Annotated in this window: 11 protein-coding genes and 1 pseudogene; 6 read left to right on the top strand and 6 right to left on the bottom strand. The window is 42.9% G+C overall.

Annotated features, from left to right (window positions below):
• Window positions 1–2: 2 nt before the first annotated feature.
• The 4 genes from NQ505_RS22315 to NQ505_RS22300 all read right to left on the bottom strand — a co-directional run bounded on the left by NQ505_RS22315 (window position 3) and on the right by NQ505_RS22300 (window position 3701).
• The gene (locus NQ505_RS22315) at window positions 3–446 is read right to left on the bottom strand and encodes an N-acetylmuramoyl-L-alanine amidase (protein WP_009000065.1); all 444 of its coding nucleotides are present in this window, start codon (window positions 444–446) and stop codon (window positions 3–5) included.
• Between the two features lie 16 nt (window positions 447–462).
• Window positions 463–561, bottom strand: coding sequence for a smalltalk protein (locus NQ505_RS22310; RefSeq protein WP_004303901.1), 99 nt, complete (start codon window positions 559–561; stop codon window positions 463–465).
• 70 nt (window positions 562–631) lie between these two features.
• Window positions 632–1120 carry an HU family DNA-binding protein gene (locus NQ505_RS22305; protein ID WP_009000066.1) on the bottom strand — a complete coding sequence of 163 codons (489 nt, stop codon included), beginning with the start codon at window positions 1118–1120 and terminating at the stop codon, window positions 632–634.
• 256 nt (window positions 1121–1376) lie between these two features.
• On the bottom strand, window positions 1377–3701 hold the full coding sequence (locus NQ505_RS22300; RefSeq protein WP_009000067.1) for a DUF3987 domain-containing protein: 2325 nt from the start codon (window positions 3699–3701) through the stop codon (window positions 1377–1379).
• Between the two features lie 152 nt (window positions 3702–3853).
• Between NQ505_RS22300 and NQ505_RS22295 the strand changes: the two genes are divergently transcribed.
• The 6 genes and pseudogenes from NQ505_RS22295 to NQ505_RS22270 all read left to right on the top strand — a co-directional run bounded on the left by NQ505_RS22295 (window position 3854) and on the right by NQ505_RS22270 (window position 9207).
• Window positions 3854–4213, top strand: a complete 360-nt coding sequence (locus tag NQ505_RS22295) for a hypothetical protein (RefSeq protein WP_009000068.1) — start codon at window positions 3854–3856, stop codon at window positions 4211–4213.
• Window positions 4214–4350: 137 nt separating this feature from the next.
• A pseudogene (locus tag NQ505_RS22290) lies at window positions 4351–4856 on the top strand (DUF805 domain-containing protein).
• A 127-nt stretch (window positions 4857–4983) separates the two neighbouring features.
• The gene (locus NQ505_RS22285) at window positions 4984–7242 is read left to right on the top strand and encodes a hypothetical protein (protein WP_009000070.1); all 2259 of its coding nucleotides are present in this window, start codon (window positions 4984–4986) and stop codon (window positions 7240–7242) included.
• Window positions 7243–7246: 4 nt separating this feature from the next.
• A complete protein-coding gene (locus tag NQ505_RS22280) occupies window positions 7247–7819 on the top strand; it encodes a sigma-70 family RNA polymerase sigma factor (RefSeq protein ID WP_004327231.1) in 573 nt (190 codons plus the stop codon).
• 4 nt (window positions 7820–7823) lie between these two features.
• A complete protein-coding gene (locus tag NQ505_RS22275) occupies window positions 7824–8891 on the top strand; it encodes a RyR domain-containing protein (RefSeq protein WP_009000071.1) in 1068 nt (355 codons plus the stop codon).
• Window positions 8892–8913: 22 nt separating this feature from the next.
• A complete protein-coding gene (locus NQ505_RS22270; protein WP_009000072.1) occupies window positions 8914–9207 on the top strand; it encodes a RyR domain-containing protein in 294 nt (97 codons plus the stop codon).
• Here NQ505_RS22270 and NQ505_RS22265 read toward each other — a convergent pair.
• Window positions 9182–12463, bottom strand: coding sequence for a CHAT domain-containing protein (locus NQ505_RS22265; RefSeq protein WP_009000073.1), 3282 nt, complete (start codon window positions 12461–12463; stop codon window positions 9182–9184). The two genes, NQ505_RS22270 and NQ505_RS22265, sit on opposite strands and share 26 nt — an antisense overlap.
• 20 nt (window positions 12464–12483) lie before the next feature.
• A complete protein-coding gene (locus tag NQ505_RS22260; protein WP_009000074.1) occupies window positions 12484–13152 on the bottom strand; it encodes a hypothetical protein in 669 nt (222 codons plus the stop codon).
• Window positions 13153–13160: the final 8 nt, after the last annotated feature.

The raw sequence follows: 13160 nt of genomic DNA, 5'->3' as shown, positions 1-13160 counted from the left end.
TTTTATATATCCATATACTCCTTTCGACTGTCAAAGCATGGGCAAGCTTTATGAATCGAAGCACTAAGCTGATAATGTCCCAGGATTTGCGCATCCGGATACTGATGTTTGAGAATCGTCAACAAGTCAAGTAGCGCAAAGCGCTGCGCCTGTGTTCTCGTATCCGCCGGACGACCTTCTTCATCCAAACCACCTTCATAGCAAATTCCAATACTATGCCGGTTGAAACCTCGCACATGCGCGCCCGGCTCCGATACCGGGCGACAATGATGAAGTTCTCCATTACGGGTGATGTAAAAATGATACCCTATATCTTTGAAACCTCGTTGTAGATGACATTGTCGAAGCTGCTCTACGGTGAAGGAAACATTACAGCGCGTCGCGCTGCAATGAATCACCAACAACTTAATCTCACGTGGGAGATAGCTTTCTTCTGAATTTTCCATATCGGTCAGCAGGAGATTAATGTCCCACGCAGGACGTTACACCGATAGCCGAAATGATCGAAGTCGCGATAGTTACGATAAACTGGAGAATGTTTTTCCAAAGTTGCTTTTTCATATAAATTTGAATTAAAGAATAAATACTACTGATACATTATGAACTCAAGAACCAGTCAACAACCGGTTGATTATGCTGCCGGGTCCGGAGCTTCCCCGCTGCCGGAACCTCCCTGATTATCATCACCGCCATCATCAGGAAGCGGATCTTTATCCAAATCAGTGGAAGAATCACTCTTATACAGTGTATAATCCAACGTCTTACACAATTTGCGGAGATCACTACCCGGATAAAAGAGCACTTTGCCCTTATTGATGCACGATGCCTTGAATTCCTTTGCCGTATCGGTAGGAGTACCGGTCTTAATACTCATACGGAAATTACCCAGGTCACCCATCTGGACGATATTTCCTTCATCCAGTACGTTGACGATTTCGAGCAAAAACTCACCGATACAACCTTCCAGTTCCCCTTTGGAGTAAGAAGAACGTTCAGTGATACGTTTGCAAACTTCCTTGACCGTCACTTTACGACCACTACGTGCCACTGCATAAAACTTCGGAGTTTCATTAGGTTTCAATAGGTTCTTACGAGCCATGAGAGTGTAATTCTGTGCCATAATTTTTAATTTTAAATCATTAATTTTTAATTGTTTAATAGCCTTGTAATCGATTACATGACAAAAGTACTACATCGGGAAAGCGGCATGACGCATAATGACGCACACAGGCGCACAGATAAAAAGAAAAAACATCGGGAGATTTGTATCGAAACTTCCCAATGTTTGATTTCAATCATTGAGATGTTTTTTTCAAATCTCCCGATGTTTTTCCGCACTCTTCAAAAGGACAAAAGGACAAAAAGGACAGATGTGACTATTGCTCATTCATCTTGGTGTAAGAACCATGGGATATCTTATTGATTTTTACTCCATTAAGCGATTTTAGCAGACGTGTTACCTTACGATGGTTGAAATCATATTTTGCGCCAATCTGAATCGCTTCATCTGTCGTGAAACTGTCGGGCAACTCTTGAACGAAATTACGAATAGTGTCCGGATTCTTCAGTGGACGGACCGAAGGAGACGGCATGGATGAGTGCAACAGCCGACTATGTTCGTAACAACATAGAACGATTTGAAGAGAACGCTCAAAATCAGCGTCCGTGCAATAAATCTCGGGAGAAAGATCGGTTGCCTCAAATTGCCGGATACGGGTCTGGATCATGCTGATGCGCATCACCAGAAAAGCATAGCGTTTCACTACGGCTTGGAGGTCATCGTTGCCTTCCAATGCCACCTCGGACAGCATACGTGAGAAAATCTCATTCAGACGGTTCCATTGCAGGCGGTTGAAATGAAAAAGAACCGGATGAGCCAGGCAGAAGTTATATAATTCAGAAACACGATGCGCGATCGGTTTGAAAGAATCTTCCAGCGAGATGCAGTCATCGCCCATCTCTTTCCAGTGCGGAGCCTCTCGGAAAGTGTAAATCAGGGTGCGGCTGGGCAATCCGTTTTCGTAGCTGCTCAATAGGCCGTCTATTTGTCCGGGAGTACCCGTCAGCAGCAAAGCCAATTTGGGATGGCGTATATAGATTGGAATGAGGCCGTTGGCCTTGTAGGAAGACTCTATATTTTCGTGTTCAAAAGCCTTGCGGAGCATATCATCGAAATTGCCACAATCCAGATGATTGGCTGTGGATAGCGTTTGTGCTTCCGTGTCGAAAATGATACTTCCCTGTGGACCGTTGTCCTGCATCTGCATTTGCATGCGGGTATAACTGGTGGTGGCAGGAATGAATAACATCTTGAAAGGAGGCCTTTGCGGTTCTTCGGAGCATGCATCTCCTTTCTTTTTCTGTTTTTGACATTCTGATTGCCAATTGCTATGTACAGTCTGGTAGTTTTTCATCATGGATTCACTGGTGGCAAGAATTTCTGAATGTATTTCCTCCAACAGGTATCGTCCGGTTTGGGCGATGCTTTTACCACTGGCGGCAGGTGAAAGTATGACACTGAATATATGCGTGGAGTATTTCTTATGATTATAGATTCCGAAAGTCTGTGGAAGTGCTGCGCTCAAGGCTGTGAGATCGGAAAGGAGAGCGACATCTTGTTCGCGTTCGCTTCCGTCTTCAATGATACAGTCATTCAGTAAATCGGGAAGATTATTGTACAAACTTCGGGGAAATAAAGGAGTTCCCTTCCGGAATTCCTCTCCCAACCAATAGGCTTCGTCGTCGGCATCGGAATTTTCTGTAGTACCATAAGGTCTTTTTGTCCTTATGTCCTTTTGAAAGGAGGGCTCATTGGCTGGGGTGGAAGTGAATGCATGTTCATTAACTTGTTTGTATCCAGACGATAAAACACTTGTTAGCTCTTCGGGACGAAAATCCGTGTGTTCGAAAAATGCGGTAAGTTCGCGTAATATGCTTTTCTGGGGATAGTGCCGGCGGCAGGCTTCACAGGCAAGTTTGAAGACGTTGGAATGGCGTTGACCGGCTGTTAGCGGATGAAAGAAAATATAGGACGAAATAAATTGAGAGATTTCTTCTTCAGATACATTTTCCGGAGGATTATTTTGAAGAGGAAAGGGAGGGAGTACTTCATTTTCAGAAAGAAATTTTGCTTCTTTCACAGGCGGTTCCAGAACAAATGCCTGATAGAGACTGGCAATATAACCGTTGGGGGAATAGCTGAAATAACAGAGGCGGCTTTCATCTTTACATGCCGGATCGCTTTCCAATCCGAGCAACTGGTTGTAATAACGGCTCACCAGTTGTTGCCCCTCACGATGGCGGCCTCCGATACCTTCCACATAGGCGAAGACTTTCACACCGTCGGTCGGACTTTCTATTGCTGCCACCGTATGAGGATCTGCCGCGCATCGTTGAATAACTTCCAGGCGATTGGCTACATGGTCGTAATCAAGCCCGACAATATGGCTGGGGAGCAGAAAATGTTTGATGGCATGCGCTCCGTCAAATGTGCCTGCCGGAGTGAAGCAGGGGAGTTGATTCTTCAATTTCTGTGCGGCGGCATGGTCGCCTTCCGCATGATATCGGCGGATAGAGTTGATGATCGTTGCATAAACAGGATGAATACACATGATGATGACCTCAAGGAAAGACATGACTTTAGGCTTTTTGGAATACACGTTTTCGTAAACCGATACTTTGATTTCTTCTAAAACTTTCATATAAAATTGTTTTTGTAAGGTTGTGCTACCTGATTATCAGATAACGGGAACAAAGGTCGGGATATTAAAAATAGGGTTGCTTCCCTATGTGGATAGTACTTGATAAAGCAAATAAAAAATGAAATATTATAATTTATTAATCATAGAATAACATGGCAAAAGAAAAACAGGAACCTTATGAGTTCTTAAGCAATTTGGTATTGACTTTAATGAGTGCGGATCGTATTTTCAGTAACAGTTTTTTCATAAGCGAATTCGCTGTCTCTCCTAAAACATTAGGGGAGATAAGGCGGGGAGAGGATATGTGCATTTATCAGTATGTACGGGTGATCCGGTGTATGACGAAATATCTTCATTTGATTATTCAGATGGATATGTTGCTGAAGAAGTTAAGAATCGTACTGTTTTCCCATTGTGACTTGGTGGTCGCTACGGTTCCGCACCGTTCTTGCGGAACTTGTCAGCCGACAGAATGGGTGGCAGTGATGCATTGGGATGGAGTGAAATTGTGATTTCTACAGGAAATAGGGCATTTTTTTATTCTTTTTGCCTGATTTCTTTCTTTATTTAATTTTTTTTATATCTTTGCTTTCATATTGAGAAACACAGAGAATATCTCACTTATTTATTCATATAAACTTAATAAATTATGTTCAAAGCTCCTTTCTCATTTGACGGGCGTATTCGTAGAATTGAATATTTCCTGTCGGGCATTATCGGTGTGTAGTTTCTAGTATTGCATGGGCACTAGGTGTAGGTACATTTGTGTTGGGTGCTGCCAGCGGATCGGCCGGGGGATCAGTATTTGGTTTATTGATCGGTCTTGCTGCTATGATTGCTTCCATCTGGTTCTCTCTGGCACAGGGTGTGAAACGTCTGCACGACTTAAACAAATCCGGTTGGCTGATTTTGTTGTGCTGTGTACCTATCGTTGGTTGGATTTTTGCATTGTATATGTTGTTTGCAGATGGTACGGTAGGTCCTAATCCTTATGGGGCAGATCCGAAAAACCGTATGCCATATCAGGCACAGCCTGCTTCTGTAAATGTGACTGTAAACGTTTCAAGAGAAGAGGTGAAAGTTGACAAGCCGGTAGAAGATGCTCCCGCACCTGCAGAAGTTCCAGCGGAAGAGAATAAAGAAAAAGCTGAATAATCTTATTAAAGAAGAAATAAGAAAGCCTCTTGCAAAATTCGTTTTGCAGGAGGTTTTTTTATTACTAACCTGTTTGTTATTCAATATTTTGTATAAATTTGTAGAATAAATAATCAATCTATCGAATATGTATATGTTAAGCACAGTAATCTCTCAAACTGGTGAATGCAATGCACAGCACGCGACAGACCCTTGTTTTTTAAATCAATGGGGATATTCTACCCTTTTGTTAATCATTATCGGGATAGGTTTAGTATACCTGCTTTTTAAGAAACGGAAATTCTTAGTGGATAACCTGAAATGGATTGCAGGTACGGTATTTATTGCAGGTTTCCTGATATATTGGTACGCTTTTAATGAGGGAGGGAGTGACAGTAATTCGATAGCGTTGGCGTTTAGGTCTGCTCTGTCTTCTATGGAAATGTTCGCTTCGCATTCCGATCTTTTGGAGGTTCCTGAAGATCTGCATCATGATCCTTTCTACATGACGATATTTTCTGTGATACATTTCCTGGCCGTTATAGTGAGTGCGGTTTTTATCATCAAACTGTTAGGATTCAGATTCATCTCATGGGTGCGGTTATGTGCGGCGAATCTTTCAAGAAAGAAGAAATGCCGGCTGTTTATTTTCTGGGGTGTCAATGATAATGCGATATTGCTGGCTAACAGCATAAGAAAAAAAGCGGCAGAGCCCAAGGGGAAGAATGAAGAAGGATGGGAGAATTGTAAATTCATTTTTGTGAGGTTGCTTTCTGCTAATGAAAGCAGTTCTCATGGCCGGTTCACATTCAGTCATTTCTTTAATTCGTCTCATGACGGAACTGAAAAATTCATAGAAAAGATAGAAGAGCTTGACGGCATACTGGTTAACTCTAAATTTGGAATCACAGGCCGGGTTATAGATAAAGTCAAATCGGAATTTGATTTATACAAATATCTCGGGTTGAGGAGATTGGGAAACCTAATCAAGAAGTACCCGCAGGCAACTTTCTATTTCTTGTCTCCCAATGAAGAACTGAATTTGGAGGCGGTGTCTGTTTTTAAGGAAATAGCGAAATGTAAAGAAGATAGAGTCCATAATCAGGTTCAGATTTATTGCCATGCGCGTAAGAACAACCAGAACCAGAAGTTGGAAATATGTGATGGGTTGAAACATCAGATTCATATAATCGACTCGTCTAATCTTGCTGTATTGCAATTAAAAAAGAATGTGAGGAATCACCCCGTGAATTTTGTAGATGTCGATACATCGAAGGCTTGTGTAAAGAAACCTTTTACGTCGATGATTATTGGCTTTGGAGAAACCGGACGTGACGCATTTCGTTTTCTATATGAGTTTGGGGCATTGATCGATGTAAATGGCAATAGGAACCCTCAAAAAATATATGTGGTTGATGAACATATAGATGAATTGAAAGGTGATTTTTTAATGAAAGCACCTGCCTTGAAGGAGAGGAAAAATGAGTTGGAATGGTGTGAAGAAATGTCTATCCATTCCGAACGTTTTTGGGAAAAATTCTCTGAAATCATTCATGATCTAAACTATGTTGTAATTGCTATAGGAAATGATAATGAAGGGATGGCATTGGCGATTGATCTCTACGAATATGCCTATCGATATAGAAAGGATTGTTTCAATGATTTTAGGATTTATCTGCGCGTCAATGGAAGTTGCAACACCATTCAGCTGAAGCAAATAAAAGAGTATTTTAATATTTATGGCAATACCCGGGATGTAATCATAACTTTTGGAGCGCAGGAAGAAATATTCTCGTACGATGTGGTATCGACAGATGTGCTTGAAGTATTGGCAAAGGAATTTTATTATGCATATCAGAAAATTATGATTGACGCAATGCCTGAAACGAATGAGAAGGAAATTGAAGAGAAGAAGAAAGCGAAGGAAAGCCTGAAGCAAACAGCGGAAGAAGAATGGAATGCGCGTAGAGAGGCATTGCGGGACGAGCATTGCTTGGATGCACAAATTAAATTGACTTATCAGGAAGAGCAGGATAGGGCTAATGTATGGCATATCGATACCAAAAAGTTTTTAGCCGGGGCCATGGGAGAGGATGGCAAAGATAATAAGGAAAGATTGAAAGAGATGGTTGAGCTGACGCAGCGTGATGCCCATACATTGAACTATTCTAAGGTTTGTGACGTTGTTTCCAGTACATTATTTGATAATTTGAGTAAGTGCGAACATTTGCGTTGGAATGCATGTATGGAACTGCAAGGATTTGTAACGTGTGACGGAGATAAAGACTTTCAGCAGAAGAAGCATAAATGCATCGTCGATAATGATATTTTAAGAAGTAAATATCCGGAAACCATCCCTTATGACCAGTGTGTGGTTGAGCTAAGTTTTAGATTGAAAAAGAACTAACTATATGACAGATCAGGAAATAGTCGACGGATTAATCAATCGGGATGAAAAAATCACCGATTGGTTTTTCAACATAAAATATCGTCCGTTGTTTATCAATGTAATTAAGCTGATATTTGATTACCAGGTTGATTACGATGAATGTATCAGCGAACTCTATTATCATCTAATGAAGAATGATGCTGCCGTTCTTCGTCATTTTGAGGGACGTAGCACCATTGGAACATGGATTAAGATTGTGGCAATCCGTTTTTTCCGGGAACAGAAAAAACGTGAACAGATGATAGAAGACGAGAGTAAAGAGCCTCTTTATGAGCAGAATCATGAAGAAGAAATAGACGACTCTGAATCGAAAATAGCCGCAAAGATTGATTTGGAACGTTTGTTCGATCTGATGTCGAATAAGCGGTATGTGATGGTCATCAGGGAATTAGTACTCAAAGAGGTCGAACCTGAATTTTTAGCATTATCTATGGGAATAACTGTTGCTAATCTGTACAATATTAAAAAGCGTGCGCTGGCAGCATTGGCTCACTTAGCTATGAATGATAAGAAGAAGTATGAAAACAAAAGATAAAAATATGATAACCGAAGAATTGTTGGCTGCTTTTGAAGAAGGTAAGACGAATGCTGAAGAAACAGCTTTGGTACTTGAATATCTGGCGACTGATGAAAGTTTGCAAGAGGAATTTATCTTGTCCCAACAGTTGGATGCCATGATGGGAGCTGATGATGAAGAAACGGACTTCCTGCCAATGGCGCAGATGGCAGCCAAATCGGAAGGTAATCTTTGTGATTTCCAGTGTGAGCAGTTTATTTTGAAACGTAGAAAGATTGAATATAATTCGGACGAACTCTCGGAGGAGGCCAGGAATAATAGTTGGCTGAGGGAGAGGGGAACTCCTTTGCATAGTGTAGGTCGCCTGCTCGAACAACGCGGATTGATTGTGATGCGCAGTTATGGTTCCAGTATTGACAGTGTCATACGTGCCCTCAAGGCCGGACATGATGCGATTGTGGTGGTAAACAGTTGCCGGTTGCCGGGAAATAGCGAGGAGGAAATTGCTTATCATGCAGCAGTAGTGCTTGACGTAAATGAAGAGGAAGTGACGCTTTATGATCCTGCAACAGGAGAGGAAAGTACGGCCTATCCCAAGGATCACTTTATTGCGGCATGGAATGATGCGAAAGCATATTTGGCGAGGGTGAAAGTGCCTGATCTGGATTATAATCCGCGTCCCATTGATCTGGAAGATGTTGAATTGAGCACTGATTTGATTGAATTGCGTGAAGCCATTGCTGAAAATGCGCACGAAGTCTGGGCCGACCAGCGCCAGGAAGAGGGATGGACTTATGGACCGCAGAGGGATGACGAGAAGAAAGAGACTCCGGACATGGTGCCTTATTCCATGCTTCCTTATTCGGAAAAAGAATATGATCGACGTATGGCGTTTGATACGATCAAGCTAATGAAAAAGCTGGGGTATAGTATTATCAAACGGGGCGATACGGCTCTTCATAATGAGCTGATGAGAAAATTGAAGAATGAAGGCGATGCCAAAGTCTGTGAATGTGGTGCATCTATTTTTATGGACCAAATTTATTGCAGTCATTGTGGTAAAAAGATAGATTGGAAATTGTTCCGCTAATATATAAATAATGAATCATAAAATGAAAGAGTATATTCCCAATCCGGTGGATACAGGACATATCCAACTCCCGAAGGAGTTGGAATACCTGGTAGAAGAGATGGCTAAGAATGTTCATGAAGTCTGGTCGAAAACCAGAATAGAGCAAGGTTGGACGTATGGAAAAAAGCGGGATGATGTGTTGAAGCAGCATCCGTGTCTGGTTCCGTATGAAGAATTACCTGAAGAAGAAAAGGTGTACGACAGAAATTCTTCGGTGGAAACCTTGAGACTGATTATGAAACTAGGGTTCAAGATCTCGAAGGATGAGGAATAGGCGATCTGCCTGCATCCAACAAGATAAACGGTGCCCAATATTTACTGTCTGCATATCCGTTCTCACGAAGGTACTGTTGCGCTTTGATAAGAGCCTGTCGTTCGGATAACCCTGAAATGATGTTCTCATAGAATTTAGTCATGAGAAGCATGGAGGCCTGGTCGTCAACAGCTGAAAGTGTCATGAGGATGGTTTGTACTCCTGCATTTTTGAAGCCTCGTTGAAGACCGAAAAGACCATCCGCACCAAGAGTACCTTGACCGGTGTTGCAGGCAGAAAGAACAACCATACGACAACCGCGGAGGTTTAGTGTACTGATTTCATCCGCACGGAGCAGTCCGTCGTTATTCTCTTCCGTGGCATTGGCGCCGGACATAATCAGGAAGCAATGCTTCATCGCATCATCAGCTTCACGTTGCTTCAATTCTTTATAGTCTCCGTGAGTAGCTATGTGAATCAACGAAACAGCTTTGCCGTCGAGTGCCCGGAACTGCTTTTCCGTTCCGTTTTCACCTACGAATAGATTGGTTTTAATCTTCTTTTCTTTCAACAGGGAATTTACGTTATTTACTTCATTGAGCGTATATGGTAACTCATGATACCCATTCTGTCCGTTACGGAATTTCCCGGAGTTATGATCTGTAGAAACAATATTGCGAACTTTGGTTGAAGCCATTTCGTAGTCTAATCCTCCGAAAAGTGCGGCTGATGAGTAGTTCTGCGAAGCTCTGTCAAGTGCAATTTCTTTTGTTGACGATAAACGATAGACGGCTTTCTGGAATGCTAACGGTAGGTTACCCGCTCCATACGGAAGATATTCTACGGGTAGCTGATGAAGTATCCCGTCTGGTGAAAAATAAATAGTGTCCGCTTTGCTGATATATTCATCCAGCGCTTTCCAGAAATGTGCCCTGTTTTCGGTTGCGGTAAAAGCCGTAGGTGATTGCATTTCTTTCGATAGCAGTTCCTGACTCATTAACTTGATTGCGGTGGGAGACACGTCGCCCGGACGAAGTACGAAAGCGGCCAGGTGTTTGTCCGGAGCTAGTAATTCATCGTCTATGAGAGCAAATTCTATGGCGATGGAGTTTCCATGCAGATGCTTTTGTACGTCTTGCCATTTGACGGAAAGATAACGGGTATAGTCGCCGAAATCAGTAGATTTTCGCATCAAGTCCAGTTGCAACTGTTCATACTCCTCTTTCTGGCGGATAATATTTTTCCGTGCTTCCGTCTGATTGGCTGCATTCGGGAGTTCACTTTGCATGGATAAAATTTGTTCCGCCATGAGGGTAGCCTTGTTGTATTGGTCGAGCAGGGATTTATCTCCCGAAGCGCGGATCAGAGACTCCAGTTCAATAGACGAATTGAGCATAATACCTTTCGAAAACAATAATGCATCGTAACCTAACCGGGCAAAACGTTGTTTTTGTTCAGGTGTACCTGTTGCGGTGATATTAGCTGCACTGAGAGGAATACTGTCCAGTGAGGAACGGATATCCTTCCAGAATGCCAGGCGTTCATCGGCTTTCGAGAGACGGAAAAGATTACGCAGTGCGGTTGTTTCACCGGAGAGGAAAGGTTCCATATAGGCTAATGCCTTGTCGGTCTCTCCTTGGGTATAGTAGATGTCAGCGATAGTCCCTAATGCGGAGACATACATCAAACCGTCTTCTCCCCATTGCAGGCGATAAGCGTCCAATTGTTCAAGATTCTCTTTCAATAGCCTGTTTAAAACCGCCATTCGTTGACGTTCGGCATCCTGTTCTGTCTGCCTGGCTGCTGTCTCATTGCCCATCATGGTGTGGCAACGATTCAGACTGCTAAGTGCATCCTGATATTTTACATCACTGCCGGGAAGAACTTTGTAAATGTCTGCAGCTTGTTGGTAGTTTGCTGCTGCTTCTGCATATTGTTTCTGTCGGTATAAGATACTGCCTCTGGAACGGAGGATTTCCCCCATCTTATCTGACTTATCACCCGTCGGAAGCTGTTTTTCGGCTTTTGCAAGTATTTCGAGGGCTTTTCCATATTCCTTGGTGAATCCGTAGTTACGGCACAATGCAATGGAGGCGTCTACATATTTGTCCAGTCTGTCCGGCAACATCTGTGCATAAACCGACAGTGCCTGATTGAGCATACGATTGGAGGCCTCATACTTGGCAGCAATGCTATAATTGAGTCCGCCCAGATAAGATTCCAATGCAAATTTAGTCTGTTCGGCAGGATTGCTGCGAAGGATGTCTGCTGCCAGTTCGTAGTATTCGCCGGCAGATGCGTGATCTTGTATTCCGGAGAGAAATTGCGCATAGTTGTGGCGTACTTTAAAAACGATCTCCTTATGGGTATTCACATCGCATTTCTTTAAAGCCTCCAGAAAATGTGCCCTTGCCTTGTCGTTGTCACCTATACTGGCAAAATACTGTGCACGTTCGGTCAGGCAAACGGGCTCGTCGCAAGGCTTCTCCAATTCTTTTTTATTGTGAGCTTCTGCCAATTTCATGTATTCCAATACTTTCGGCTGATTGTTCAGCTCCAGGTAGATGGATGATATCCAATCGAGAAGTTGCTCGTATTCTTTTGAATCGTCAGGAAAGATGTTGAAGGCCTGCTCATAATAAGTGACTCCTACATCTTTACGTCCCGACAGGTAGTACAACGAACCTATCTGCTGGAGTTGACGGGCTACTGAAAGGGACTTTTCGCCATACATCTTTTTACTGATGGCTACTTCTTCTTCTACGATGGCACTTGCTTTGTCCATTTCTCCTAAAGCTATGTAGCAGCGGGCGAGATTGATATGAAACATGAATGCCTGTTCGGGACGGGGTTGAATGCGACTGCACAATTCCCATGTCTTGCTGTGAATTTCTGCTGCTTTAGGATAGTCTTTTGCAACAGTCAGGTAGTAGAGTCCTGTGTTGTTCAGGGAGGAAATGTATTTGATATTTGTTTCGCCCAGTATGGTCTTGCGCATATCTGCTGCCATTTGTGTATAGGTTAGTCCTTCGGGACGTTCCAGATTCAGATAACAGCGGCCGAGAATGTGCAGGCAGGTAGCGCGTTCCGCACTCTGTGTCTTTCCCGTTTTGACATATAATTCGTCCGCTTGTTTCAGTTTGGTAATGGCAGTTGGGTAATCTTGTTTACTTTCTAGTTTTTGAGCTTCTTCAACCAGTAGGTCGGCTTGGCTTGCAGTCTGTGAGTAGGCTGTCAGACATAGACAGGCTAATAGAGATAGAATGAATTGTCGCATATAATAGAGATTTTAGTGGATTAAAATAAGATCAAGGCAAAGCTCCCGTCTCTCTTGCTTTTATTGGTGATCGAGACGATGATTTTATACCGTTCGTCCGAGCTAACCTTTTCTTTACGGAAAGGAAGACCTTTCCGGACACTGTCATTACATTTGTATTCCCGTTCACTTTTCGATTGATAACCGATTGTCTTTATTTTCCAACTGAAAGAGCGATTCACCTCTGCCACACAGCCTATCTGCGAGGTTCCCGAACAGCTCGGAATCTCGAAAGTACAGGTCTGACCGGCAGCCACCATTTTGGTATCTAATCTTACTTTGTTGGCGGAGTCCTTATCACCTCTCATCCTCGCTTCTGCTGCATACTTGTCCGCAATTTCATAGATTGTTTCATTATCAACGCAGGCTTGAATGAATTCGTAGTCAAATACCAGATGTCCTTTCAGGCTCAAAACATCGCCCTGGGTTTGTTTGACGGTTAATGGGATAGGGGCTGCATCACGCAGCGTTTTGCTTACTGCCAGCAGTTGTTCGCCACTGGCAAAGCCGCCGTCCAATGCTTCACATGCTTTCTTACAGGCGTCGAACACCGTTTCAAAGGGTGTCGTTGTCTGTGCATTGGCACTCATTTGCCCTCCGATGGAAAAAAACAGGAGGATGAATACTCTGAAAATAGTTTTCCTGCTCATTTTTATTC

The organism is Bacteroides sp. D2, from assembly GCF_025147085.1.
Classification (GTDB): Bacteria; Bacteroidota; Bacteroidia; order Bacteroidales; family Bacteroidaceae; genus Bacteroides.
The sequence above is the reverse complement of the archived record's forward strand: the minus strand, read 5'-3'. Positions and strand labels throughout refer to the sequence as shown.

Coding starts and splice junctions, on each gene's coding strand:
- NQ505_RS22275 (WP_009000071.1), top strand. CDS start 7,824: ATGATAACCGAAGAATTGTTGGCTGCTTTTGAAGAAGGTAAGACGAAT.
- NQ505_RS22295 (WP_009000068.1), top strand. CDS start 3,854: ATGGCAAAAGAAAAACAGGAACCTTATGAGTTCTTAAGCAATTTGGTA.
- NQ505_RS22300 (WP_009000067.1), bottom strand. CDS start 3,701: ATGAAAGTTTTAGAAGAAATCAAAGTATCGGTTTACGAAAACGTGTAT.
- NQ505_RS22315 (WP_009000065.1), bottom strand. CDS start 446: ATGGAAAATTCAGAAGAAAGCTATCTCCCACGTGAGATTAAGTTGTTG.
- NQ505_RS22270 (WP_009000072.1), top strand. CDS start 8,914: ATGAAAGAGTATATTCCCAATCCGGTGGATACAGGACATATCCAACTC.
- NQ505_RS22280 (WP_004327231.1), top strand. CDS start 7,247: ATGACAGATCAGGAAATAGTCGACGGATTAATCAATCGGGATGAAAAA.
- NQ505_RS22285 (WP_009000070.1), top strand. CDS start 4,984: ATGTATATGTTAAGCACAGTAATCTCTCAAACTGGTGAATGCAATGCA.
- NQ505_RS22310 (WP_004303901.1), bottom strand. CDS start 561: ATGAAAAAGCAACTTTGGAAAAACATTCTCCAGTTTATCGTAACTATC.
- NQ505_RS22265 (WP_009000073.1), bottom strand. CDS start 12,463: ATGCGACAATTCATTCTATCTCTATTAGCCTGTCTATGTCTGACAGCC.
- NQ505_RS22305 (WP_009000066.1), bottom strand. CDS start 1,120: ATGGCACAGAATTACACTCTCATGGCTCGTAAGAACCTATTGAAACCT.
- NQ505_RS22260 (WP_009000074.1), bottom strand. CDS start 13,152: ATGAGCAGGAAAACTATTTTCAGAGTATTCATCCTCCTGTTTTTTTCC.